Here is a 24,242-nt window from a genome sequence, read left to right on the forward strand (position 1 = left end):
GATGAGCGAGAAGGAACCGCGACAGGCGGGTGCAGTGCTGGCGCAGCTGCGCCAGGCCGCGCCATTGCTGGCCGTGCTGCTGGTGGTGCTGACACTGTGGTTCGCCTGGAGCGGCTGGCAACAGCTGCGCGGGGAACAGCGCACCACCGCCGCCGAACAGGGGCGCGATGCCGCAGTCGCGGCGACGCAGCAGTCGCTCGGCGCCGAACTCACGCGCATCGACACGCGTCTCGCCGACGCCGCCGTGCAGCGCGCGCTGGGCGCAGGCGATCTCGCCGCGGCCGGCAAGGCGCTCGCGGCCGATTGGCCGCAGCTCGAGGCCGCGACCATCGTGCCTGCCGACCTCAGGGATGCCTACGCGGGCGTCGAGGCCGGCGGCTTCGGTCGCCTGTCCGCGCTCGAGGCGGCCGTGGTCGAGGACCGTGCGGTGCTCACCATCGCCCAGATCGACGGCGCCCCGCGCGTGCTGATCGCCGCGCCCGCGCGCGTCGATACGCGCCTGGCGGGTGTGGCGCTCGCCCAGCTGCCGTTGACACTCGCGACCGCCGGGCTCGACGCCGCGCCGCTGGACGGCGCGACCTATCTCGCGCTACGACAGGGCAATCACACGCTGTTGTCGCGGGGTGACGAGAGCCTGTCCAACGTGGCCGCGCGCATGGCCCAGTCGATTCCCGGCACGCCGCTGCGCATTGCCGCCGCGGTGCCGCGCGTCGATGCGCCGCTGTTCGGACTGGGGGCGATCCCGCTGCTTGCCGGCGCGGGTCTGTGCCTGCTGCTGGCGGTGGTCGTGTTCCGCCTGCCGCGCGGCGTCGGCTCGGTCACAAGGGCCGAGGACACCACGCCGACGCTCGCCGAGGCGCTACGCACGCCGGCGGCCGGCATCGAAGGCGAAGACGGCGCCGCGCCGCCGCCGGTACCGGTGCGCGCCGAAGCGACGAAGAAGAAGGCGACGCCGTCTTCGGTGGTGCTGGATCCATCGATCTTCCGCGCGTACGACATCCGCGGCGTGGTCGGCACGACACTCGACGCGGGCGTCGCCGAACTGATCGGCCAGGCCGTCGGTTCGTTGATGCGCGAACAGGATCTGACCGACATCGTCGTCGGTCGTGATGGCCGCCTGTCGGGTCCGGATCTCGTCGCCGGGCTCATCGCCGGTCTGCGCAAGGCTGGCCGCAACGTCATCGACATCGGCATGGCGCCGACGCCGCTGATCTACTTCGGCGCGTATCACCTGCGGACCGGCTGCTGCATCTCGGTGACCGGCAGCCACAACCCGCCCGACTACAACGGCTTCAAGATCGTCGTCGGCGGCGAGACGCTGTCGGGCGATGCGATCACCGACCTGCACACGCGCGTGGCCGACGACCGCCTGCACACGGCGCCGCAGCCGGGCGCGGTGTCCGAGCGCGACATCAGTGACGACTACGTGCGGCGCATCGCCGACGACATCCAGATCGCGCGTCCACTGAAGATCGTCATCGATGCCGGCAACGGTGTGGCCGGCGAACTCGGTCCGCGCGTGCTGGAGGCGATCGGCGCCGAAGTCGTGCCGCTGTATTGCGACATCGACGGCACGTTCCCCAATCATCATCCCGACCCGAGCGAGCCGCAGAATCTCGAAGATCTGGTGCGCACGGTGCAGCGCTTCGACGCGGATCTGGGCATCGCCTTCGACGGCGACGGCGATCGCCTCGGCGTGGTCACGAAGGATGGCGAGAACATTTTCGCCGACCGCCTGCTGATGCTGTTCGCGGCCGACGTGCTGGAGCGCAACCCGGGCGCGATGATCGTGTTCGACGTGAAGTGCACCGGTCGCCTGCCGGGCCACGTGCTGCGCCATGGCGGCAGCCCGCTGATGTGGAAGACCGGGCATTCGCTGATCAAGGCCAAGATGCGCGAGACCGGCGCCGAGCTGGCCGGCGAGATGAGCGGCCACTTCTTCTTCGCCGAGCGCTGGTACGGCTTCGACGACGGCATCTACGCCGCCGCGCGCCTGCTCGAGATCCTCGCGCTCGACGACGATCCGTCGGCGGTGCTCAAGGCGCTGCCCAACGGCGTGTCGACACCCGAGATCAAGGTGCCCGCGCCCAACGACGATCCGCACAGCTTCGTCGCCCGCGTGCAGGCCGAGTCCGCATTCGAAGGCGCGCGCCTGTCGACGATCGACGGCGTGCGCGCCGACTGGCCGGACGGCTGGGGTCTGGTGCGTGCATCGAACACCACGCCGGTGCTGGTGCTGCGCTTCGACGCCGACAGCCGCGACGCGCTGGTGCGCATCCAGCAGACCTTCCGCGCGCAGCTGCTGGCGATCGATCCGGATCTGAAGCTGGACTTTTGAGGCGAGATGGCCCGAACGAAGGGGCGAGCGCAGTAAAACCCGTCATTGCTACGCATTTCCTCACGGGGGCGGTCCACGAAGAACGGTGCCGCTGCGAAGTAATCCTTCTCTATCGAATCCGATGTCAGGCGTCTACGGGGGGTTGCATGGATCGTCGAGAAGTCCTGTTCGGAATCGCAGCGCTCACGTTGGCGCTCCCTGCTCTGGGACGAGCTAGAGTGTGGTGTCCTCTCTGCGCAGGCGCCCTGGTTAACGCGGGCTCTGTCGAGGATGACACCACGCGCGCAAGTCTGAACCTGTCGCTATGGAGTCGCAGCACCCATGGTGACTTCTGGCCTCTACACACGGAGGCATCTGCGTTCTGCACGCAGTGTTACCACGCCTACGGCGGCAGCTCCGAACAGTGGGAGCGCTCCTCTGAGCAGCCCGCGTCGTTCCATGTGCCATTGCAGGGCGAGATTCTCGGATTTCCGCTATCGCCATGGAGACTCAAGGGCCTCAGAACCGTTTATAGCCAGACATTCTTTGGTGAAGATGCTTCGCATGGACGCATCGAATCTATCGGGTACTGGGTACGGGATTCGAGGGAGTTGCGTCTGGAACTACAGAATTATGCGGATTCCAATTCGATGAATATCGAGTTCAAGAACTCACAGCGCAGATCAACGGAGTTGTTCGTTTCAGCAGAAATGCCCAGGACGCCGTTCAAGCCAATGCCGCTTCGCGGCGCGGCCTGACCTGGCGGTACGTTTCGCTGCGCTCAATCCATCCTACGGGTCGCGTATCGGGAATCCGACGTGGCGCTGCGGTTCCGACCGAGGTCATGTCACGTCGAGAAGGGATCGTCGCGACAAGAGACGACGCCGCACGATGGACTGCCTCGCGCTCGCCGGAATCCATCAATGCCCGCCCGTCCTCACGCCATGGCGTGGTTGCTAGGCCTGCTGGTTTGCGTCTTGGTGCCGGTACCGGTCATCGCGTCACCGTCGCCGCCCGCCCTGATGCTCGCCCGCGATCTCGGCACCACGCCGATCGACGTGCCGGCGTACTTCGTCAGCGAGAAACTCGACGGCGTGCGCGCGCGGTGGGACGGCCGTGCGCTGTGGACGCGTGGCGGCCATCGCATCACGACGCCGCCCGACTTCGTGCAGAGCTGGCCGTCCACCCCGATGGACGGCGAACTGTGGATCGCACGCAACCGCTTCGATGTCGTCAGCGGCATTGCGCGCAGTACCCGGCCCGATCCGGCGGCGTGGGATGCGGTGCGCTTCATGGTGTTCGACCTGCCCGCGCATGCCGGCACGTTCGCCGAGCGCGTCGCCGCGATGCGCACGCTCGTGGACCGTACCGCGCATCCGCAGCTGCGCATGGTCGAACAGACGCGCCTCACATCGCGCACCGCACTCGATGCACGCCTCGCGCAGGTCGTCGCGGCCGGCGGCGAAGGCCTGATGCTGCATCACGCCGATGCGCGTTATGGCGTCGGCCGCAGCAACGCCCTGCTCAAGCTCAAGCCGCATGACGATGCCGAGGCGCGGGTCGTCGCCCACGCGCCCGGCAAGGGCAAGTACACCGGCATGCTCGGCGCGCTGGTGGTCGAGCACCACGACGGCCGCCAGTTCCGCATCGGCACCGGCTTCACCGACGCGCAGCGCGCCGATCCGCCGCCGCCCGGCAGCTGGGTCACGTATCGCTACAACGGCCTGACCTCGACCGGCCTGCCGCGCTTCGCCCGCTTCCTGCGGATTCGCGACGAGATGCCCCCATAGCAATCGTCATCTGCGTAGCGGATGACACCGGCACACGTGTCTTTCCACAAAGAAAGGCCCGCCATCAAGGCGGGCCTTCCTCTTTCATCAGACCAGCTGCGTCATCACGGCAGACGTTCGTCATCCCGACGGCGTTCGAGATAACTCTTCGCCCAGCGATCCGCGACACGTCCCGCGGCTTCGCGCCCCCCCAGGCCGAACGCCAGCGAGGTCGCGACCGCGACCGCGCCCAGCACCAGACCGAAGGCGAGATTGACGATGTCGTCGGCGATGCCCATCGCACGCAGACCCATCGCGATCACCAGGCCGAGGATCGCGACACGCGCGATCCGCGACAGGCCGACGCTGCGGTCGGGGTTCGCGCGCTGGATTGCACGCGCCGCCAGATCGGCCAGCCAGTAGCCGACCACCAGGATCACCGCGCCCAGCAGGATGTCGCCGCCGAAGGCGATGAAGGTCGCCAGCAGATCACGCACGCCGGTGAACCCGAGACGGTGCGCCGCCTCGACGGTCGCGAACAGCATGATGAAGAACAGCGCGACGCGACCGACGAAGGCCGACAGGCCGGTGCCGCGATGCGCGAGCGTCTGCGGCGGCGTGTGCGTCGTGCCGATCGGCAGGCCCGGTTCGGGCGTACCGGCCGCCGCGACCGGATCGGCCGTGTCCAGCGCAGCATCCAGCGGCGGCTGGGCCGTCGGCGTTACAGGCGCAGCGGTCGTGAACAAGTGTGCCAGACCCAGACGTGCCGGCAGGCCGTCGAAGCCGAGGTTCTCCAGCAGTCGCGTCAGCAGGCCGGACACGAAGCGACCCAGGTACCACGCAGCGATCAGGATCAGCGCAGCCGCGAGGATGTTCGGAATCGCGAACAGGAACAGGCCGAGCATGTCGCTCGCCGGATCGGAGATCGCCCGGATCGCCAGTGCGTCCAGCGCGGCGATCAGCGTCGGCACGATCACCAGGATGAAAGCGAGCGTGCCGCCCAGCTGCGACAGCTTCACACCTTCGGTCAGGTGCTCGCGGTTGCTGAAGCGGTCGACGCCCGACGCAGCCAGCAGATTCGTCACCAGGCCGCGCAACACCTTGGCGACCAGCCAGCCGACGAGACCGATCACGACGGCGGCGAAGATGTTGGGCAGCATCAGGGTGACCTGTGCGGTCATCCCGGTGAGCGGTTCCATCAGCCCTTCGATGCGCAGCGCGCCGACGATCGCCGGCAGGAACAGCAGCAGCACCAGCCAGTAGACGACGTCACCGAGCACGGCCGAGATCGGCTTCACGCCCGCCGATTCGGACAGCTTTTCGTCCCAGCGCCCGGCCGCCATCACCCGGTTGATGCCCGCACGCAGCACCGTCGCCAGCACCCACGCCACCAGTGCAAGCGCACCGGCCAGGACGATCCGCGGCAGATACAGCATCACTTCGGTCACCAGCGCGGAGAACGGTCCGTAGAGCCCGTCGAAGCGCAGCACGCTGAACACACCGACCAGCGTCACGATGATGATGAACCAGAAGCCGATCGACGCCGCGACCTTGACGATGTCGAGTTGCGACGCGGTCTGTGTATTGACGCGTTCGTTGACGCGCAAGCGACCGAGGCCGCTGCGGATCAGACCGCGCACGAACAGCGCGACGATCAGGCCGACGATCAGTACGAGGACCGCGCCGAGGACGGATGGCAGATAGGTGCCCAGGCTCATCTCGAGTTGCCGGGCAAGGGAGTTTGGATGCATGGAGTCGTTCCTCGCAGGGATGCGGCCGGGCCGCACCGAGTCGATGGATGGACGACAACGCGTACTGCGTGGCCGATAGCGGATCGGCACGGAACGAGGATCGGATCACCACACGCACTGCGTGGAAGCGCTCCGTTGGATGCGGGGCACCGCCGACGTGCGGCGAGTGCAGGAGTCCGTGCCGCGCACAGTGTGGCCACTGCGGGTGTGCGCTTGCGGTGAATCCAATGCACGTATCTGCGCATTCACGCGCATGGATGCGCATCGGCGTGCGATGCGACGCGAGCTTGGAGCGCGCCCGTCTCTGCTGTCAGGTGTTGATGTGCGCCGGTGCGGTGACAACCGCAGGCGTGGCCTCAGCCTTTTCGCGCGGTACTCAGCAGGCGCGTTCCTTCGCGAACGGATTGAGGCGACGCACCCAGCTGTCGCCGCAATCGATGTCGACCGGTTCGGGCTCCACTGGCTTCACTGGCGTGCGCGCGGCGACGCGGGCGCGTTCCAGTTCGGCGATCTTTGCGCGGATCTGCGGCATCGCCGCCAGCGCTGCGCGTTCGCCCTGCAGGATCGCCGCGTTGCGCTGCTCGAAGCTCGCCGGGCCGATGTCGTTGACCTGCGGGCGGATCACCACATCGGCGCGCGCGAGTTCCTGGCGGCCGAGGTTCTGGCCCATGATCGCGATCGACTGGTTGACGATGCCGAGCATGCTGCCGGGCATCGTGCCGCTGGCCTTGCTGGAAATGTCGACCGCGATCACGAGGTCCGCGCCGAGCTGCTTGGCCGCGTCGACCGGCACCGGACTGACCACGCCGCCGTCGACGTAATGCCGGTCGCCGATCTTCACCGGTTCGAACACGCCCGGCACGCTGCTCGAGGCGCGCACCGCCTGGCCGGTGTTGCCGCGCACGAACACGATGCGGTCCCCGGTTTCCAGGCGCGTCGCGACGGCAGCGAACGGAATACGCATGCGGTCCAGCGTGCGGTTGCCGACTTCCTGGTTGACGTAGTTCTGCAGCGCGACGCCCTGCACCAGACCACCGGAGAACAGGCGCACGTCGCGGATGCTCGATTCGTCGAGCGCGACGGCGCGCTCCTGCATCTGGAAGGGATCCATGCCGCTGGCATAGAGCGCGCCGACCACGCTGCCGGCGCTGGTGCCGGCGACGACGTCGGCCTTGAAGCCGTTGGCCTCGAGCATCTTGATCACACCGATGTGCGCGAAGCCCTTGGCTGCGCCGCCGCCGAGCGCGAGGCCGATGCGCACGGGCTGCGGACGCGGTGCGGCCGGCGTGGCCGGCGTCGGCTGCACCGCGACCGGCGGCGTCTTACGCACGTCGTCCCGGCCGCAGGCCGCGAGCACGAGCAGGCCGGCGACGAGCAGCGCGGTACGCGCGTGGCGGAGCGGAGTGCGGAGACGCATGCGATGGACGCCGGTTCTGGACTGGCGCCGAGGATACCCGCGCGTCGCCTGTCGGCGGCTGAAGCGTCGCCTCGCGTCAGCGCGCGGCACGCCCGCCGAAACGCGTGCCGAAGAAGTCGCCGTCGTTCCAGCGCGGCGTGGCGTCGGCGTCACCGACGACACGCGTCAGCGCGACCACGACCTGGGCCATGCGCGCGGCGTCGCCGTACTGGATCGGCAGATCCACCTGGTCGCAGGGCTGGTGGTAACAGTTGCGCAGGAACCAGGTCGCCGCGATCTTCGGATCCTGGTTGTCGTTGGCAGGCGCGACGCCGGCATCGAGATACAGCGCTGGAATGCCGGCGCGCACGAACGCGTACTGGTCGCTGCGCACGAATGCGACTTCTTCCGGGAACGGATCCGGCGACACCTCGACGCCGACTTCGCCCGCTGCCTGCGTGATCGCCGCCGCGAGCGTCGAGTGCTCGCTGCCGATGGCGACGATGTCGCGCGTCGGCGCGGTCAGGATCGGCATGTCGATGTTGAGATTGGCGACGAGCCTGCCGGCCGCGGGCGGCGGATGCCGCGCCAGCCACTCGGCGCCGAGCAGACCCTGCTCCTCGGCGGTCAGCGCCGCGAACAGTGTGCTGCGTGCCGGCGCGGCGTCGCCTTCGGCCAGCGTGCGCGCGGCTTCGATCAGGATCGCGACGCCCAGCGCATTGTCGAGCGCGCCGTTGTAGATCGCGTCACCGTCGACCGGCGTGCCGGTGCCGATGTGGTCGAGGTGCGCGGTATGCACGATCGACTCGCCAGCGCGCGCCGCGTCACGACCCGGCAGCACGCCGAGCACGTTGCGCGATTCCAGCGTGTCGATGCGGGTCCGCGTGCGCAGCGTCAGCGTGCCCGGCAGCGCGAAGGCTTTGAGCGTGCCGGCGCGCGCGGCGTCGAAGAGCTGCGAGGCCGTCTGCGGGCCATCTGCAAAGACGAGGTCGGCAGCGGTCGCGGCGACGCGTGCGCTCGCACGCAGCTGCGCCGGCGCATCGACGGGGCGATCGTCGGCGTCACGCAGACGCATGGCCGGTCGGCCCGCCTGCGCCACGCTGCGCGTCCACGGCATGCCGGCCTCGTCGTCGACGGTATTGACCAGCACCAGACCGACCGCGCCGCGCGCGACCACGGCTTCGATCTTGGTGCGCAGGCTGGCGTGATGCGCCTGCGGATTGGGTTCGAACCCACGCGGCGCGCCCCCGAACACGATCGCGATGCGTCCCTGCAGTTCGACACCGGCGAAGTCGTCGTGCCCCAGTTCCGGCGCGTGGATCGCCTGGCCGACGAACACGGCCGGCGCGGTGATCTCGCCTTCGGCCGCGTTGAAATCCGGCATCGGCAGGAACTGGTCGCCGGGCCGCAGCGCGATCGTGCGCCCGTTGCGCGAGACCGACAGCGTCGCTGCGGCCGGGTCCGCCACCGCGCGCACCAGCGGCACGCGCTGGAACCAGTCACCGTCGTCGCCCGCAGGCTGCAGCCCGCTCTCGGCGAAGCGGCGCGCGACGTGTTCGGCGGCACTGTCGAACCCGGAGGTTCCGGTTTCGCGCCCGCCCATCGCATCGTCGGCCAGCACGCGCACGTCGGCCTCGATCCGTTGTCCGGCGGGCGTCTCGTTGACCACCTCGGCCGCAGGCGGCATCGGCGCACCCGGCGCGGTCTGGGCCTGCAGCGCCGCGTCGCTGTCGCGTCCTCCGCAGGCGACCAGCAACAACGCGCAGGCGACGGTCAGGACGGGACGGGACATGGGCGGCTCCGGTGCGGGACGGCGACGGTAGCACGCAGTTCGGCGCGCGATCGCGTCGACAGGGGCTGCGCTAATGTCGCCCCATGTTCGATCTCCACCAGATACATCGCCGCTTCGGCGCGACCGTCGGTCTCGACGGCATCGATCTGCACATCGCGCCGGGCGAGACGACGGCGCTGATCGGGCCCAGCGGCGCCGGCAAATCGACGCTGCTGCGGCTGCTGATCGGCCTCGAGTGGCCCGATGCAGGCGAGGTGCGGTTCGAAGGCGTGCCGCTGCGCCGAGATGCGCTGCTCGCACACCGTCGGCGCATCGGCTACGTGATCCAGGAGGGCGGGCTGTTTCCGCATCTCGATGCGATCGGCAATGTCGGTCTGTTGCCGCGCACGCTGGGCTGGTCATCGGCGCGCATCGAAGCGCGTGCGGCGGAACTCGCGGCGCTCTGTCGTCTGCCGGCGGATGCGTTGCGACGCTATCCCGCCGAGCTGTCCGGCGGCCAACGCCAGCGCGTCGGGCTGATCCGTGCATTGATGCTCGACCCCGACGTACTGCTGCTTGACGAACCGCTGGGCGCGCTCGACCCGATCGTGCGCTTCGACCTCCAGGCCGAGATGCGCGCGCTGTTCGAACGGCTCGGCAAGACCGTCGTGCTGGTGACGCACGATGTGGCCGAAGCCGCATGGTTCGCCGACACCATCGTGCTGTTGCGCGACGGACGCATCGTCCAGCAGGGCGCGCCGCGCGCCCTGCTCGATGCGCCGGCCGAGCCGTTCGTGCGCGCCTTCATGACCGCGCAGCGCAGCGTCGAGGACGCTGCATGAGCCCGGGCGTGCGCGGCGCCTGCGCGTGGTTGCTGATGCTCGTCTGCGGCAGCGCTGTCGCCGCGCCGGTCGTCGTCGGCTCGAAGAACTTCACCGAAGGCGTGCTGCTCGGCGAGATCGCCACGCAGGTAGGCCGCGAGGCCGGCGCCGATGTGCGCCACCAGCGCCAGCTCGGCGGCACCCGCATCCTGTGGCGCGCGCTGCAGGACGGCAGCATCGACGCCTACGCCGAGTACACCGGCACGCTGGCCGACGAGCTGCTGCAGATGCCGGGCGCCGACATTGCGGCGATGCAGGCGGCACTCGCGCGCGACGGCCTGGCGATGACCGCGCCCCTCGGTTTCGACAACACTTACGCGCTGGGCATGCGGCGCGCGCATGCGGCGGAACTCGGCATCCGCACCCTGTCGGACCTGCGCGGGCACCCCACGCTGCGGCTCGGCCTGAGCAACGAGTTCATGTCGCGTGCCGACGGCTGGCCTGGGCTGCGGAACGCGTATGCGCTGCCGCAGTCGCCAGACGGGCTCGACCATGACCTCGCCTACCGCGCACTCGCCAACGGTGCGATCGACGCGACCGATCTCTATGGCACCGATGCCGAGATCCCGTATCACGACCTCGTCGTGCTGCGCGACGACCGCCAGTACTTCCCGTCCTACGCGGCGGTCTATCTCTACCGCAGCGATCTGGCGCAGCGTGCGCCGGCGCTGCGCGACGCGTTGCACGGTCTCGAAGGCCGTATCGACGCGGCGACGATGCAGCGGCTCAACGCGCGCGTGAAGCTGGACCGCGAAGCGGAATCCGCCGTCGCCGCCGACTGGTTGGGGCTGGAGGCGCCCGACAGCGACGGCCGCGCCGCGCGCATCTGGCAACGCACGCGCGAGCACCTCGCGCTGGTCGGCATCTCGCTGGGCGCGGCGCTGGTGGTCGCGTTGCCGCTGGGCATCCTCGCCGCGCGCCGGCCGCGGCTCGGACAGGGCGTGCTCGCGCTGACCGGCGTGCTGCAGACCCTGCCGTCGCTGGCGGTGTTCGTTTTCATGATTCCGTTGTTCGGCATCGGCGCCGGGCCGGCGATCGCCGCGCTGTTCCTCTACAGCCTGTTGCCGATCGTGCGCAATACGCATGCGGGTCTGACCGGCATTCCGCGCGAGTTGCGCGAAACCGCCGCGGCGATCGGCCTGCCGGCCGGCACGCGCCTGCTGCGCGTCGAACTACCGCTGGCGCTGCGCACGATCCTGGCCGGTATCAAGACCGCGGCGGTGATCAACGTCGGCACCGCGACGCTGGGCGCGCTGATCGGCGCTGGCGGTTACGGCCAGCCGATCCTGACCGGCATCCGCCTCGACGACATCGGGCTGATCCTCGAAGGCGCGGTGCCGGCGGCGCTGCTCGCGCTTGCGGTGCAGGGCGTGTTCGAAGTCGCCGAGCGCGTGCTGACGCCCCGCGGCTTGCGGCTCGCCGCGCGCCATTGAGGTTGATCAGAGCGTGCCGGTACGCACGCCGTCCCAGATCGTCCAGGCAGTCGCGCTGACGCCCACCAGGATCCAGGCCATGTTGTAGATGGTGAAGCGGCGATTGCTGCGCCCATCGGGATCGCCGCACGCGGCATTCGCCGCCAACTGCATGCGCAGCAGGCAAACGCAGTTGACCGGAATCACGAGCACGCCGAGCCACTCCAGCCACAGCCATGCATTCGACAGGTGGAACACCAGCCACGGCCACGCGATTGCGCTGCCGTAGTTGAGCAACTCCATCACCACGAAGACCGTGGCCAGCGTCATCGGCCACCAGCGCCGTGCGATCCCGCGTTCGCCCAGCGTGCGTTCGATGCGACGCGCCAATGCATGCACGTAGAACAGGCCGAACAGCGCACGCGGCACCGGCCAGATCGTCTCGCCACGTCCCACGCGCCAGCGCGACCAGTGGATGTAGAACCAGAACAGCTGATAGAGACCCAGCGTCGTGATGTACAGCACGACGAACTTCGTCGGCGCGACGATATAGAACGGCGCCGCGCGCACGTCGTCCGGCGGCGTGTCGCGGACTTCGGTCGCCGGCGGCGTGTAGGGATCGTAGTCGGTGCGCATGGTGGATCCGGAGGCGTGCGTCCATGGCCTGCACCACGGGCGATCAACGGGCAAGGCGCGCCATGCTACCTGCCTGCCTGCAACCGCGTGTTCAGTCCACGATGCCGTCGAGCGACTGCCGCAGCGTCGCGAAATCGCCCCAGGGATGCGCCTTGAGGCGCTTGAGCCGGGCTGGCGCGTTGCGCAGCGTCCAGGCATCGCCGGACTTCACCTTGCCCAGATCCTCCCAGCGCAGCGGCATCGACACCGGAGCGCCGGCACGCGCGCGCAGCGAGAACGACGCGACGGCGGTCGCGCCGCGGCCGTTGCGCAGATAGTCGACGAAGATCTTCTGCTTGCGGAATTTCTTGGTCGCAGTCGCCACGTACTTGAGCGGATCGAGCTCGGTCATGCCGTTCGCGAACGCGTGCGCGAATGGCTTGACCACGTCCCAGCCCGTGCCCGGATGCAACGGCACCACGACATGCAGGCCCTTGCCGCCGGTGGTGCGCACGAAGGACTCCAGACCCAGTTGCCGCAGCAGGCCACGCACCTGGCGCGCGGCGGCGACGATCTCCGGCCAGCTGACGCCTTCGCCCGGATCGAGATCGAACACGATGCGGTCGGCCGTGTCGGGCGCATCCGCATGCGCGCCCCAGGGGTGGAATTCCAGCGCATTGAACTGCACCAGCTCCATGACCGCCGCCGCATCGTTGGCGACCAGATAGTCGCTGGCGCCCGCTTCGTCCTTGAGGCGCACGGTTTCGACCAGCGACATGCCGGCGGTGTGGTGCTTCTGGAAGAAGCAGGGGCCGTCGATGCCGCCCGGGCAGCGGATCACCGACAGCGGTCGCCCGGCGACTTCGGGCAGCAGCCATGGCGTCGCGGCAGCGTAGTAGTCGGCGACATCGCGCTTGGTCAGCGCATCGCCAGGGAACAGCACCTTGTCCGGGCTGGACAAGGCGGGCGATACGCGCTCGCTGTCGGGATCGCGCTTCGCACGCTTCTTCGCAGGGGTTTTCGCGGCGGCTTTGGAGACCGCCTTCGTCGACCGTTCTGCCGCCTTCTTCGGCGCCGCGGCCCTTGCGGAGGGATTGCTTCGCGTGACCATGTCGTTCGCTCCATCGCGATCGCTGTCGTGCAGATTGTCCACCGACTTGTCGGGGCGCACCGCCTTGAGCGAAGGCTGGCGCAGCAGGCCGTGTCCGCCGGTGCCGCGCGAGAACACTTCGACGACGAAGCGCGGCGCGAACCATTTCGCGGCGCGCAGATCGGTGTCGTTGGGCGGCACGTACACGGTGGGTTCGCTGCGGCCGGCGCGGCCGATGTGCGGGGTGAGTGCGTCGAGCAGTGCATCGCTGAAACCAGATCCCACGCGTCCGGCGTAGCGCCAGCCGTGCTCGGCATCGGGACGGGCGAGCAGCAGCGCACCGAAGCCGCTGCGGCTGCCCTTGGGCGGTGTGTAGCCGACGACCGCGTATTCGTCGCTGGCCAGTTCCTTGGTCTTGCGCCAGTCGTCGCCGCGTCCGGGCCGGTAGCCGCGATCGCCACGCTTGGAAATGATGCCTTCGAAGCCGGACTCCGATGCGAGCTCGATCGCAGTGTCCGCAGCGCCTTCGATGTGCGTGCTGAAGGCCAGATGCGCCGGCGGCGCGTCGCCGAGGATGCGCTGCAACAGCGCCTTGCGCGCGAACAGCGGGGCCTCGCTGATGTCGACGCCGTCCACGTGCAGCAGATCGAACAGCACCAGCGCCAGCGCGCCCTGGCGCTCGCCCGACAGCGTGCCCTGCAGCAGGTTGAAATCCTCACGGCTACCGCGGCCGGCAATCAGCTCGCCGTCGAGCGCCGCCGATTTCAGCCCGAGCCGCGAGACCGCTTCGGTGATTTCCGGCACCTTGCCGGTCCACTCGAGTGCATTGCGCGACCACAGCTGCACCTGGCCGCGCGCGACCGTCGCCAGCAGCCGATAGCCATCCCATTTGAGCTCGTGCAGCCAGGTCTCGCCGCCGGGCGCGGTGTCGCCGAGCTTCGCAAGCTGTGGCACGAACGCGCCGGTCGGCGCGGGGCCGCGCTTTACGCCGGGCAGCTTTCGCGCCTCGGCCGCCCAGTTGCGGGCGGACCGGGTCGGAAGGTCGATTTCGGTCTTCTTCCGTTTGCGCGCCTTGCCTGTACCCGCACGTTTTGCATCGTCGGCCGGCGGCGCAGACACGTCCGCAAGCAGGTCGTCCGCTTCCAGGGTGCCGGCGTAGTCATCGCGGTCCTTGAACAGCAGCCACTGCGGCTGCTTCGCGGGCTTGCCGGAGCGCACCAGGTGCCAGCGGCCCTTGAGCTTGCGGCCGAACAGCTCGAACCGCAGATGGCCCTTGGCGAGGCCCGCTTCGGCATCGCCGTCGGCGGCCCACATGCCGGTGTCGAACTGCGCGACGTGACCGCCGCCGTACTGGCCTTTCGGAATCTCGCCCTCGAAGCCGGCGTAATCGAGCGGATGGTCCTCGACCTCGACCGCCATGCGCTTCACGTCCGGGTCGTAGCTCGGACCTTTCGGCACCGCCCAGCTCTTGAGCGCGTCGCCGACCTGCAGGCGGAAGTCGTAATGCCGCCGGCTGGCGTGGTGCAGCTGCACGACGAAAATCGCCCGGCGTCCGCGTGGCACGGGTTTGCCCGGTTCCGGCTCGCGGGTGGCGTCGAACGTCCGCTTGCGCCGGTACTCGGTCAGCGACACGTCACGAGGCCTTGCGTGTGGTCTTCTTCGCCGCCTTGGTGGTGCGCGACTTTGCCGCCTTCTTCGTCGTCTTCTTCGCCGCCTTCTTGCTGGTGGTCTTTTTCACCGGCACCTTGTCGCTGCTGCCGGCGGGGGTGCGCTTGTTGTCCTTGAGGCTCTTCTGCAGCAGGGCGACGAAATCGACGACATTGGTCGACGCGTCCTCGCGATGCGGCGTGTCGTCGACGACCTTCGTCTTCACGCCCTTGGCCTTGATGCGCTTCTTGATGATGTCCGACAGGCGTTCGCGGAATTCGTCGTGGTAGGCATCCGGCGCCCAGTCGGCCGACATCGAGTCGATCAGCTGCGTCGCCATCTGGAATTCCTTGTCGGCGATGCGGTAACTCGACGCCTTGCCGGTCGGCAGCTTGTAATCGGCCGGATCGACCAGTTCCTGCGGGTAACGCAGCAGCATCAGCACCAGCGCGTCGTCCTCGGGCATCACCGCGCACAGATATTCGCGGGTGCGGATCACGACGCGGGCGATGCCGATCTTGCCGGTCTTCTTCAGCGTCTCGCGCAGCAGCACATAGCCTTTCTCGGCTTTCTTGCCCGGCACCAGGATGTAGGGCTTTTCATAGAACCGCGTGCCGATACTGCCTGCATCGATGAAGGCCTCGACGTCGACGGATTCGTGCGATTCGGGCGCGGCCGAGGCGATGTCTTCCTTTTCGATGACGACGTAGCTGCCCTTGTCGTATTCGAAGGCCTTGACGATGTCCTTCCACGGCACTTCCTCGCCGGTGTCGGCGTTGACGCGTTCGAAACGGATCGGCTTCTTGTCGCGCGAGTCGAGCATGCGGAAGCTCAGATCGGTCCGGCGCTCGCCCGACATCAGCGAGACCGGAATGTTGAGCAGGCCGAAGGACAGCGAGCCGGACCAGATGGGACGTGCCATGGACGATCTCCGATGCGCCGGCGCGGAGCGGCCGGCCGCATGAGCTTCGGAGGCTTGCACCGGTACCGTGCAACGGGCGTCAACCCCGGACTCCGACACCGGCGGCGGCGTTCACGCGCTGAGCCACGCAGCAAGGGCCAGGGTGTCGGGATGCACACGACCCCCTCGACACCACCCGGCCCCGATGCGGATCGGCAGCATGTGGAAGACACCCAGGACGAAGCGCTGGACGAGACCTTTCCGGCGAGCGATCCGGTGTCCCCCTTCATGCCTGCGCGACGCCCCTCGCCCGCGCCCGAAGTAGACGACCTCGGCTGAGGAGGCTGCGGGACCCCGGCTGTTCCTGCGCGCCGCGGGCGGCGATACTGGACCCGCCTCCCGGCGTGCGCCCTATAATCGCCGGCTGTAATCGTTTACACGGGACCAATTGATGCGCCTGGATGACCGGCTCGAAGCGCTGCTCGCACGGATGACCCTCGAGGAGAAGATCGGCCAGCTCGGCATCTTCGCCGACATGCTGCGGCCGTTCGCGGCCGACGTGAATCCCGAGATGAACGAGTTGAACGCAGGCGAGCTGCGCGAGCAGATCCGCGCCGGCCGCGTGGGCGCGGTGTTCAACGGCGTCGGCGCGGTGCAGGGCCGCGAGTCGCAGCGCATCGCAGTCGAAGAGAGCCGGCTCGGCATTCCGCTGCTGATGGGCGCCGACGTGATCCACGGCATGCGCACCGTGTTCCCGATTCCGCTGGGCGAGGCCGCGAGCTTTGAACCCGAACTCGCGGAGCGTACTGCGCGGGCCGCGGCGATCGAGGCGACCGCCTGCGGCCTGCACTGGACGTTCGCGCCGACGCTCGACATCGCCCGCGACCAGCGCTGGGGCCGCGTGGCCGAAGCCGCCGGCGAGGACGTGGTGCTCGGCAATGCGTTCTCGGCGGCGCGCGTGCGCGGCTTCCAGGGCAATGACCTGACGGCGAACGATTCGATGCTCGCCACGCCCAAGCACTTCGTCGGCTACGGCGCGGTCATGGGCGGCCTCGACTACAACAGCGTCGAGATGTCCGAAGGCACACTGCGCGACGTGCATCTGCCGCCGTTCAAGGCCGCGCTGGATGCCGGCGCGCTGACGGTCATGAGCGCCTTCAACGACATCAACGGCGTGCCGGCCTCGGCCCACGACGGCCTGCTGACCGATCTGCTGCGCGGCGAGTGGGGCTTCAAGGGCTTCGTGGTGTCCGACTACACCGCCGACTTCGAACTGGTTGCACACGGCTTCGCCGGCGACGATCGCGAAGCGACGAAGCTCTCGTTCACCGCCGGCGTCGACATGAGCATGCAGAGCGGTCTTTACGCCGCGCATCTGCCCGATCTCGTCGCCAGCGGCGAGGTGTCGATGGACGTGATCGACCAGGGCGTGCGCCGCGTGTTCGCGGTCAAGCAGGCGATCGGTCTGTTCGACAACCCGTACCGCTCGCTCGATCCCGACGTCGAGGCCGCGCTCGATCCACAGGCGCTGCACGGCGAACTTGCGCTCGATGCCGCGCGCCGCTCGATCGTGCTGCTGAAGAACGACGACGACCTGCTGCCGCTTCGCAAATCGGGACAGAAGCTGGCGCTGATCGGCCCTTACGCCCGCGACCGCGACAACCTCGAAGGCTGCTGGACGCTGTTCGGCGACAAGCGCCTGCACGTCAATCTGGAAGACGGCCTGCGCGCCGCGCTCGAAGACGGCGACGCACTCGATGTCGTAGACGGCTGTGGCATGGAGGATGCGATTGACGGCGGCATCGAGGCGGCGGTCGAGGCCGCGCGCGCTGCCGATGTCGTGCTGCTCGCGATCGGCGAGCCGCAGGGCTACAGCGGCGAAGCGCAGTCGCGCACACAGATCGTCGTGCCGCCCGCGCAGCAGGCGCTGGCCGAGGCTGTGGCCGCGACCGGTACGCCGGTGGTCGTATTGCTGCGTCACGGTCGCGCGCTCGCGCTGCACGGCGCGGTGCGCGACGCGCAGGCAATCCTCGCGACCTGGTTTCTCGGCACTGCAACCGGTCCCGCCGTCGCCGACGTGCTGTTCGGCGACTACAACCCGTCCGCGCGCCTGCCGGTGAGCTTCCCGCGCGACTCGGGCCAGCAGCCGCTGTACTACAACCGCCAGCGCACCGGCCGCCCCGAGCTGCCGACGATGTCGGAGTTCAAGAGTCGCTGGCGCGAGATGCCGCACAGCGCGCTGTATCCCTTCGGCCACGGCCTGTCGTACACGCGTTTCGTCTACGGCGACGTCGAACTGTCGTCCGACACACTGGACTGGGACGGTACGCTGACCGTGTCGGTGACGCTGCGCAACGACGGCACGCGCTTTGGCGAGGAAGTCGTGCAGCTCTATATCCACGACCGCGTCGCCAGCCGCGTGCGCCCGATCCGCGAGCTCAAGGATTTCCGCAAGGTCGCACTGGCGCCGGGCGAACACACCACGGTGGCGTTCACCCTGCAGCGTGAGCAGCTCGCCTTCACCACGCGCAGCGGCGCGTTCGCGGCCGAGCCGGGCCTGTTCGATGTGTGGATCGCGCCGGATTCCGAAGCCGGCACGGCCGCACAGTTCACGCTATTGAAGGCCTGAGGCAATTCGACTGACGTCGTGACCGGCAAGACACCGCTGCTGTTGCTGCCGGGGCTGCTGTGCACCGCCCGGTTGTGGCAGGCGCAGATCGACGCACTGGGCGATGTCGCCGAGCCGCACGTCGCCGACCTCACCCGCGACGACAGCGTCGGCGCGATGGCCGAACGCGCGCTCGCGCATGCGCCTCCGCGCTTCGCCCTCGCTGCGCTGTCGATGGGCGGCTACGTCGCCTTCGAGATCCTGCGACGCGCACCCGGGCGCGTGACCCGACTCGCACTCGTCGCGACCAGTGCGCGTCCCGATTCACCGGAGCGCGCCGCGCAGCGCCGCCGCGGCATCGATGCGATCGGCCGCGGCCGCTTCGTCGGCGTGACCCGGCAGCTGCTGCCGAGCCTGGTCCATCCGTCGCACGTCGACGGCCCGATCGGCGAGATCGTGCAGTCGATGGCGGCTGAAGTCGGCGCCGACGGTTATCTGCGACAGCAGGCGGCGATTCTCGACCGCCCCGATTCGGCGCCACTCCTCGCGCGCATCGCGGTGCCGACGTTGATCGTCGTCGGCGAAGCGGATCGACTCACGCCGCCGGCCGAGGCCGATGCGATGCACGCTGGGATCGCAGGGTCGACGTTGCGGAAACTCGAGGTGTGCGGGCATCTGCCGCCGCTGGAGCGGGCGGATGCCACATCACGCTTGATGCGGGACTGGTTGGCGGCGACCTGAGTTCGTTCGCGCGATGCACGGTTTGCATCGAAGATACGCGCCCTTCGAATCCATCAGGCGGACGTCATGACGCACGCGACCGCTGATGGTGACCGCAGAGTGTCTTCGGGATACGCCCGCGGCCGCGGTTGATCGCGCCTCGCGGTGCCGGATCACGCAGCAAAACGCTTGTACCTCAGCGGCCTCAATTCGCCGTCGGCGAGAACCCGATCGTCCGTCGCGTCGTCACCGGTGCCGGCACCGGCTCGAAGCGCCAGCGCCGCACCGCCGCAAGGGCCTCGCGATCGAAGGTCCGCGGTGGATCGGCCCGGACCACGCGGGCATTGCTCACCGAGCCGTCGACACCGACGGTGAACTCGACCATGACCTCGCCGCTGGTGCCGGCGCGCAGGGCGTCGGCGGGATAACGCGGGGCCGGCGTGCTCAGCGGACGCAATTGTGCGGGCGCTGCCGCCTGTGCCGGTGTTGCCGGCGCGGGTGCGGGCGTGTTCGGAGCAGCGGGTTCGGGACGGGCCGGCTGCTGTTGGGCGGCCTCCTCGCGGGCAGCCGCCTGGCGTGCGGCTTCTTCGCGTGCGGCCTGTTCGGTGGCGGTCTGCTGCTGCGCGAGTTGCTGCGCGGCGGCAGCCTGCTGCTGCTGCTGTTGCGCCGCGCGCTCGCGCTCCAGGGTCTGCGCGCGCTGGGCTTCCTGTTCCGCAGTCAGTGCCTGCTGCTCGACACGGGCAGCCGCCTGTTCTTCGGCGGTCGCGATGCTCGTACGCAGGCGCTCGAGCGCGGGATGCGCGCTGTCGGCCCGTTCGATCAGACCGAGCAGGCGACGCGCTTCGGCGTAGTCGCCCCGGTCACGGCTCTGTTCGGTGGCGATCACGCTCATCGGCAGCAGGTCGATCAATGCGCTTGAGGCGGCAGCGTCACCTGCCTGCTTTTCGCGTAGCGCGAGGTAGTACTCCATCGCGTTCTCGCCGGCCGGTGCGTACAGGCGGCTCTCCTGGTACGCGGCCGCGGCTGCGCTGCGCAGCTCGTCGACCGAGAGCCCGGCAATCGCGTCGTCGGCGGCCTGCTGACGTGCAGCGGCCTGCTGGCTGGCCTGCGCGGTGACTGCGCCCGGCTCGGCGGCGACAGGCGCCTCCACGTCGTCGCTGCGCCCGCAGGCGGCAAGTACACACGCAAGACCCACGGCGGCGGCCAGCCGCGCGCGGGACGCGCGACGGGTCGTCGGAATCTTCGAGACCATCATCTTTCCCCAAGGATGCATGTCCGCAAGAGTGCGTAGAACGCGTCAGTCGAGACGATTTGTCAATCCTTGTCGCAATACCGCAATGACAGGCTGTCGACGCGATCACGAATCTTGACGGCCGGTTTGCCGTCGATAGGGCCCGTTCGGCGCTGCGATTGCGCCTTATTTGCCGATGCAGAAGCTCGAGAAGATGTGGCCGAGCAGGTCGTCGGGCAGGATCCGTCCGGTGATGGCGCCGATCGCGTCGTGCGCGACACGCAACGACTCGGCCGCGAGTTCCAGATGCTGCGCGGCCAGCGTGCCGCGCGCGTCGTCGACCGCCCCGGCCGCCTCACGCAATGCATCGACGTGCCGCTGGCGCGCGGTGAACGCACCTTCGCCCGCGAGGGTGTCGGCGCCGAGCCGCGCCTGCAGCGCGTCGCGCAACCCGTCGAGGCCGACGCCGGTGCGCGCGGACACATGCAATGCCCCGTGGGCGTCGGACGCGTGCGCTGCGAGCAGGTCGGTCTTGTTGTGCACGACGATGCGATCGGCGACGTCGACGATGGCATCTTCCACCGAGGCCCAACCCGCATCCGGTTCGCGTGCATCGAGCACCACCAGCGCCAGGTCCGCGCGCTGCAGTTCGGCGCGTGCGCGGCGCATGCCTTCGCGTTCGATCGCATCCCCTTCGCTGCGCAGGCCGGCGGTATCGACCAGGGTGAGTTCGACGCCGCCGATGCGCAGCGTCTCGTGCAGCAGATCGCGGGTGGTGCCGGCGATGTCGGTCACGATGGCGCGGTCCACGCCGGCGAGGGCATTGAGCAGGGAACTCTTGCCGGCGTTCGGCGGACCGACGATCACCGCATGCAGACCGTCGCGCAGGCGTCGGCCCTGCTCGGCCTCGGCCAGCAGTTGCGACAGCGACGTGGCGAGTGCGTCGATGCGCCGCGCCACCTCGTCGCCGCCGAGGGTGTCGATGGGCTCGTCTGAGAAATCGATCATCGCTTCGACATAGACGCGCAGATGCAGCAGCTCGGCGGAGAGCGCTTCGCAGCGATCGGAGAACACGCCATCGAGTGCGCGACGCGCAGCGCGTGCGGCGCGTTCGTCGCCCGCGGCGATCAGATCGGCGACCGCCTCGGCCTGGGCCAGGTCGAGCCGGCCATTGAGGAACGCGCGTTCGCTGAACTCCCCGGGCCGCGCGAGTCGCGCGCCGAGTGTGCGACAGCGCGCCAGCAGCTGCTGCAGCACGACCGGGCTGCCGTGCGCCTGCAACTCGACGACATCCTCGCCGGTATAGCTGGCCGGGCCGGGGAACGCGAGCGCGAGGCCGTCGTCGAGAACGGCGCCATCGGCGTCGCGGAAGCGCACGTGATGCGCATGGCGCGCGCGCAGGGCCCGTCCACACACTGTGCGCGCGATCGACAGCGCGGCCGGTCCCGACAGGCGCACGATGCCGACGCCGCCGGCGCCGGGCGCAGTGGCGATCGCGGCGATGGTCTCGGTGGATGTGGTCATGTCGCTCCTCAACGCACGAGCCCGCCATGCGGCGGGCTCGTGGAGATCTCGGCGCGGCCGTCAGGCCTTCGCCGGCGCCTCGCTGTAGCGGCGGATCATCCACCATTGCTGCAGCAGGCCGAGGCCGCCGTTGGTGACCCAGTACAGCACCAGACCGGACGGGAAGAAGATCATGATCGCGCCGAACACCAGCGGCATGAACTGCATGATCTTCTGCTGCATCGGATCCATACCGACCATCGGCGTGAGCTTCTGCGTCGCCCACATGATCGCGATGTTGAGCACCGGCAGGATGAAGTACGGATCGCGCGCGGTCAGATCCTGGATCCACAGCATCCACGGCGTGTGGCGCAGCTCCACCGACTCGAGCAGCACCCAGTACAGGGCGAAGAACACCGGCATCTGCAGCAGCACCGGCAGACAGCCGCCGATCGGGTTGATCTTCTCTTTCTTGTAGAGCTCCATCATCGCCTGCTGGAACTTCTGCTTGTCGTCGCCGTAGCGCTCCTTGAGCTGGGCGATGCGCGGCTGGAACTTGCGCATTTTCGCCATCGACTTGTACTGCGCGACCGACAGCGGATACAGCGCCAGCTTCACCAGCAGCACCAGGCCGATGATCGACCAGCCCCAGTTGCCGATCAGGCCGTGCAGCTTGGCCAGCACCCAGAACAGGCCTTCGCCGAGCATCGCGAAGATCGAGAAGCGGCTGTAGTCGACGACGCGGTCGAGACCGCGCACGCCCTGGGCCTGGATCAGGTCGACCTGCTTGGGACCGACCCACAGACGCGCAGTGGTCGTCGCCTGCTGGCCGGCGGCCACGGCGATCGGCGCACCGAACTCGCGGATCAGATAGCGCGGCGCGCCGGTGCTGCGGTCGATCTGCATCGAGATCGTGCCGGTGTCGTCGGGTCGCGGAATCCACGCACTGAAGAAGTGGTGCTGGACCATCGCGATCCAGATCTGGCTGTCCTTCGCATTGAGCGGACCGTCGCTCTCGAAGTCACCGAGCTGGCGGCGGCTGTAGCCGATGTCGCTGCCGAACCAGGTCGCGCCGGTCAGGCTGTAGGACTCGGGATTGGTCATGCCGCGCTTGACCGCAGGTGCGGTCCGGATCAGCTGGCGGTACGGGAAGCCCTGCCACGCGGCGGTGCCGGTGTTGACGATCTCGTCGCGGACTTCGATCGCGTAATCGCCACGGGTCAGCACGAAGCTGCGGCGGATCGTCACGCCGTCGGCGCCGGTCCACACGAAGGGCACGATGACGGTGTTCTCGCCCTGCGAGAGGGTCGCCGACGTCGCGGTGCCTTCGGGCACGAACTGGCCCTCGTGGCTCGGCGCGGCATTGCTGCTGCTGACCCAGCCGGTCTGCGCGGCGTAGTAATGCAGCGGATCAGTATCGAACATCCGCACCGGCGGCGCGCCATCGTCGCGGGTCTGCGGATACGCCAGCAGATCGGCTTCGACCACGTTGCCGGCGTCGAGCACCGCGCGGAGCACGTCGGTCTGGGCGACGACCTGACGCGCGGCAGGCGCGGCGCTGCTGACCGGTCCGGCGCCCGGCGCGGGCGGCACGGGCGCGGCGTCGGTGGGTGCGGTCGGCACAGCGGCACTGCCGGTGGCGGCGCCCGGCACCGTGACCGAAGGCGACGCCTGGGCGGCGCTGGTCTGCGGCTGGGTCGCGGCTGCGGTCTTTTCCTTGCCCCACTCCATCCACAACAACACGGCCACCATCAGCCAGGCGAGGACGAGGAAAGTACGGATCTGGTTCATCAGGCAGGCAAGCTCATGCGCCGGGCGTCACCGGCGTGGATGGAAACGGGGAGGCGGGCATTGTGCCGGCCGCAGATGACGGCGGCAACGCGCGGGCACGCCGCAACACGGTCAGAAAGGCGGCACGCAGTGCCGGATTGTCGGCCTGAGCCGCGGCCGGGCGGGCCACGATGACGTAGCTGCCGGGCGCCAGCTGCGGCTGCATCAGGCGGAAGGCATCGCGCAGTACGCGCTTGATCCGGTTGCGACCGACGGCGCGCTTGTCGACCTTGCGCGACACCGCAAGGCCCAGACGCGCCGGGCCTTCCTCGGACAACAGGTGTACGGCCAGCATCGGCGACGCTGTCCGCGTCGCGCTGGCGAAGATTCGATCGAAATCCGCACGCGCGCGCACACGCACGTGCCGCGGATAGCGGACACCGGCGGTCATGGTAGCTGCGCTGCAGAACGGGTCGGGAGTGCGGAGACGCGACTCACCGACCCGGAGGGCTTCAGGCCGAGAGGACCTTGCGGCCCTTCGCGCGGCGACGCGCGAGGATCTTGCGGCCGTCGGCCGTCGCCATGCGGGCACGGAAACCGTGGTCGCGCTTGCGCTTGAGGTTGCTGGGCTGATAGGTGCGCTTGGTAGCCATGGTCGAGCCCTTCGGGCAACGTGACGAATAGAACCGGAAATTCTAGCGGCCTATCGCGGGGCCGGTCAAGCCGGGCCATACAACGGGTCCGCGGAGGCCGCCCGGGGCCGGGGCGCGGGTGGCGACATGATAGTCTGCGTGCCCTTCCCCGGCGACCTGGCCGCGCACCTGCGTGGCGGCGCCCGCTTTGTCGAATTCCGCCGCATG

At 69.0% G+C, this 24,242-nt stretch carries 19 protein-coding genes; 8 read left to right on the forward strand and 11 right to left on the reverse strand.

Going from position 1 to position 24,242, the window contains the following annotated elements:
• The first annotated feature begins 1 nt into the window (after position 1).
• The 3 genes from AC3IRM_RS17055 to AC3IRM_RS17065 all read left to right on the forward strand — a co-directional run bounded on the left by AC3IRM_RS17055 (position 2) and on the right by AC3IRM_RS17065 (position 4,107).
• Positions 2-2,338 (forward strand): phosphomannomutase/phosphoglucomutase, encoded by a 2,337-nt coding sequence (locus tag AC3IRM_RS17055; RefSeq protein WP_489204277.1) that lies wholly within the window; start codon positions 2-4, stop codon positions 2,336-2,338.
• A gap of 146 nt (positions 2,339-2,484) precedes the next feature.
• Complete coding sequence (locus tag AC3IRM_RS17060; RefSeq protein WP_489204278.1) at positions 2,485-3,075, forward strand: hypothetical protein; 591 nt, start codon at positions 2,485-2,487, stop codon at positions 3,073-3,075.
• A gap of 165 nt (positions 3,076-3,240) precedes the next feature.
• Entirely contained in the window at positions 3,241-4,107 is an 867-nt protein-coding gene (locus tag AC3IRM_RS17065) for a DNA ligase (RefSeq protein WP_489204279.1), read from the forward strand.
• Positions 4,108-4,211: 104 nt separating this feature from the next.
• On the opposite strand, the gene AC3IRM_RS17070 is transcribed toward AC3IRM_RS17065, so the two are convergent.
• From AC3IRM_RS17070 to AC3IRM_RS17080, 3 genes are all read right to left on the reverse strand, one after another.
• A complete protein-coding gene (locus AC3IRM_RS17070; protein ID WP_489204280.1) occupies positions 4,212-5,837 on the reverse strand; it encodes a mechanosensitive ion channel in 1,626 nt (541 codons plus the stop codon).
• A 376-nt stretch (positions 5,838-6,213) separates the two neighbouring features.
• A complete protein-coding gene (locus AC3IRM_RS17075; protein ID WP_489204281.1) occupies positions 6,214-7,254 on the reverse strand; it encodes a patatin-like phospholipase family protein in 1,041 nt (346 codons plus the stop codon).
• 76 nt (positions 7,255-7,330) lie between these two features.
• Positions 7,331-9,025: a M28 family peptidase gene (locus AC3IRM_RS17080; protein WP_489204282.1), complete on the reverse strand. Its 1,695-nt coding sequence runs from the start codon at positions 9,023-9,025 to the stop codon at positions 7,331-7,333.
• Between the two features lie 83 nt (positions 9,026-9,108).
• On the opposite strand from AC3IRM_RS17080, the gene AC3IRM_RS17085 reads away from it, so the two are divergent.
• Together AC3IRM_RS17085 and AC3IRM_RS17090 are read left to right on the forward strand one after the other, a co-directional pair.
• Entirely contained in the window at positions 9,109-9,846 is a 738-nt protein-coding gene (locus AC3IRM_RS17085) for an ATP-binding cassette domain-containing protein (RefSeq protein WP_489204283.1), read from the forward strand.
• Positions 9,843-11,318, forward strand: a complete 1,476-nt coding sequence (locus AC3IRM_RS17090; protein ID WP_489204284.1) for an ABC transporter permease/substrate-binding protein — start codon at positions 9,843-9,845, stop codon at positions 11,316-11,318. Before AC3IRM_RS17085 ends, AC3IRM_RS17090 begins: the two co-directional genes overlap by 4 nt.
• 6 nt (positions 11,319-11,324) lie before the next feature.
• Here the strand turns inward: AC3IRM_RS17090 and AC3IRM_RS17095 are convergent, their stop codons facing one another.
• From AC3IRM_RS17095 to ku, 3 genes are all read right to left on the reverse strand, one after another.
• Positions 11,325-11,933: a hypothetical protein gene (locus AC3IRM_RS17095; protein ID WP_489204285.1), complete on the reverse strand. Its 609-nt coding sequence runs from the start codon at positions 11,931-11,933 to the stop codon at positions 11,325-11,327.
• 91 nt (positions 11,934-12,024) lie between these two features.
• On the reverse strand, positions 12,025-14,634 hold the full coding sequence (ligD, locus tag AC3IRM_RS17100; RefSeq protein WP_489204286.1) for a DNA ligase D: 2,610 nt from the start codon (positions 14,632-14,634) through the stop codon (positions 12,025-12,027).
• A 1-nt stretch (position 14,635) separates the two neighbouring features.
• Positions 14,636-15,571 carry a non-homologous end joining protein Ku gene (gene ku / locus AC3IRM_RS17105; RefSeq protein ID WP_489204287.1) on the reverse strand — a complete coding sequence of 312 codons (936 nt, stop codon included), beginning with the start codon at positions 15,569-15,571 and terminating at the stop codon, positions 14,636-14,638.
• A gap of 150 nt (positions 15,572-15,721) precedes the next feature.
• On the opposite strand from ku, the gene AC3IRM_RS17110 reads away from it, so the two are divergent.
• The 3 genes from AC3IRM_RS17110 (at position 15,722) to AC3IRM_RS17120 (ending at position 18,899) form a co-directional block, all read left to right on the forward strand.
• Positions 15,722-15,889, forward strand: coding sequence for a hypothetical protein (locus tag AC3IRM_RS17110; protein ID WP_489204288.1), 168 nt, complete (start codon positions 15,722-15,724; stop codon positions 15,887-15,889).
• Between the two features lie 112 nt (positions 15,890-16,001).
• Positions 16,002-18,179: a beta-glucosidase BglX gene (gene bglX / locus AC3IRM_RS17115; protein ID WP_489204289.1), complete on the forward strand. Its 2,178-nt coding sequence runs from the start codon at positions 16,002-16,004 to the stop codon at positions 18,177-18,179.
• Between the two features lie 18 nt (positions 18,180-18,197).
• The gene (locus AC3IRM_RS17120) at positions 18,198-18,899 is read left to right on the forward strand and encodes an alpha/beta fold hydrolase (RefSeq protein ID WP_489204290.1); all 702 of its coding nucleotides are present in this window, start codon (positions 18,198-18,200) and stop codon (positions 18,897-18,899) included.
• Between the two features lie 184 nt (positions 18,900-19,083).
• Here AC3IRM_RS17120 and AC3IRM_RS17125 read toward each other — a convergent pair whose 3' ends face one another.
• From AC3IRM_RS17125 to rpmH, 5 genes are all read right to left on the reverse strand, one after another.
• The gene (locus tag AC3IRM_RS17125) at positions 19,084-20,151 is read right to left on the reverse strand and encodes an energy transducer TonB (protein WP_489204291.1); all 1,068 of its coding nucleotides are present in this window, start codon (positions 20,149-20,151) and stop codon (positions 19,084-19,086) included.
• Positions 20,152-20,295: 144 nt separating this feature from the next.
• Complete coding sequence (gene mnmE, locus AC3IRM_RS17130) at positions 20,296-21,633, reverse strand: tRNA uridine-5-carboxymethylaminomethyl(34) synthesis GTPase MnmE (protein ID WP_489204292.1); 1,338 nt, start codon at positions 21,631-21,633, stop codon at positions 20,296-20,298.
• A 60-nt stretch (positions 21,634-21,693) separates the two neighbouring features.
• The gene (yidC, locus tag AC3IRM_RS17135) at positions 21,694-23,403 is read right to left on the reverse strand and encodes a membrane protein insertase YidC (RefSeq protein ID WP_489204293.1); all 1,710 of its coding nucleotides are present in this window, start codon (positions 23,401-23,403) and stop codon (positions 21,694-21,696) included.
• 13 nt (positions 23,404-23,416) lie between these two features.
• The gene (gene rnpA / locus AC3IRM_RS17140; protein WP_489204294.1) at positions 23,417-23,833 is read right to left on the reverse strand and encodes a ribonuclease P protein component; all 417 of its coding nucleotides are present in this window, start codon (positions 23,831-23,833) and stop codon (positions 23,417-23,419) included.
• Positions 23,834-23,894: 61 nt separating this feature from the next.
• Positions 23,895-24,035, reverse strand: a complete 141-nt coding sequence (rpmH, locus tag AC3IRM_RS17145; RefSeq protein WP_047138036.1) for a 50S ribosomal protein L34 — start codon at positions 24,033-24,035, stop codon at positions 23,895-23,897.
• Positions 24,036-24,242 lie beyond the last annotated feature (207 nt).

Source organism: Luteimonas sp. KH_071 (assembly GCF_057838005.1).

Bases quoted from the DNA above. Each gene is read 5' to 3' on its own strand.
- AC3IRM_RS17055 (WP_489204277.1), top strand. From the start codon at position 2: ATGAGCGAGAAGGAACCGCGACAGGCGGGTGCAGTGCTGGCGCAGCTG.
- AC3IRM_RS17060 (WP_489204278.1), top strand. From the start codon at position 2,485: ATGGATCGTCGAGAAGTCCTGTTCGGAATCGCAGCGCTCACGTTGGCG.
- AC3IRM_RS17065 (WP_489204279.1), top strand. From the start codon at position 3,241: ATGCCCGCCCGTCCTCACGCCATGGCGTGGTTGCTAGGCCTGCTGGTT.
- AC3IRM_RS17070 (WP_489204280.1), bottom strand. From the start codon at position 5,837: ATGCATCCAAACTCCCTTGCCCGGCAACTCGAGATGAGCCTGGGCACC.
- AC3IRM_RS17075 (WP_489204281.1), bottom strand. From the start codon at position 7,254: ATGCGTCTCCGCACTCCGCTCCGCCACGCGCGTACCGCGCTGCTCGTC.
- AC3IRM_RS17080 (WP_489204282.1), bottom strand. From the start codon at position 9,025: ATGTCCCGTCCCGTCCTGACCGTCGCCTGCGCGTTGTTGCTGGTCGCC.
- AC3IRM_RS17085 (WP_489204283.1), top strand. From the start codon at position 9,109: ATGTTCGATCTCCACCAGATACATCGCCGCTTCGGCGCGACCGTCGGT.
- AC3IRM_RS17090 (WP_489204284.1), top strand. From the start codon at position 9,843: ATGAGCCCGGGCGTGCGCGGCGCCTGCGCGTGGTTGCTGATGCTCGTC.
- AC3IRM_RS17095 (WP_489204285.1), bottom strand. From the start codon at position 11,933: ATGCGCACCGACTACGATCCCTACACGCCGCCGGCGACCGAAGTCCGC.
- ku (WP_489204287.1), bottom strand. From the start codon at position 15,571: ATGGCACGTCCCATCTGGTCCGGCTCGCTGTCCTTCGGCCTGCTCAAC.
- AC3IRM_RS17110 (WP_489204288.1), top strand. From the start codon at position 15,722: ATGCACACGACCCCCTCGACACCACCCGGCCCCGATGCGGATCGGCAG.
- bglX (WP_489204289.1), top strand. From the start codon at position 16,002: ATGCGCCTGGATGACCGGCTCGAAGCGCTGCTCGCACGGATGACCCTC.
- AC3IRM_RS17125 (WP_489204291.1), bottom strand. From the start codon at position 20,151: ATGCATCCTTGGGGAAAGATGATGGTCTCGAAGATTCCGACGACCCGT.
- mnmE (WP_489204292.1), bottom strand. From the start codon at position 21,633: ATGACCACATCCACCGAGACCATCGCCGCGATCGCCACTGCGCCCGGC.
- yidC (WP_489204293.1), bottom strand. From the start codon at position 23,403: ATGAACCAGATCCGTACTTTCCTCGTCCTCGCCTGGCTGATGGTGGCC.
- rnpA (WP_489204294.1), bottom strand. From the start codon at position 23,833: ATGACCGCCGGTGTCCGCTATCCGCGGCACGTGCGTGTGCGCGCGCGT.
- rpmH (WP_047138036.1), bottom strand. From the start codon at position 24,035: ATGGCTACCAAGCGCACCTATCAGCCCAGCAACCTCAAGCGCAAGCGC.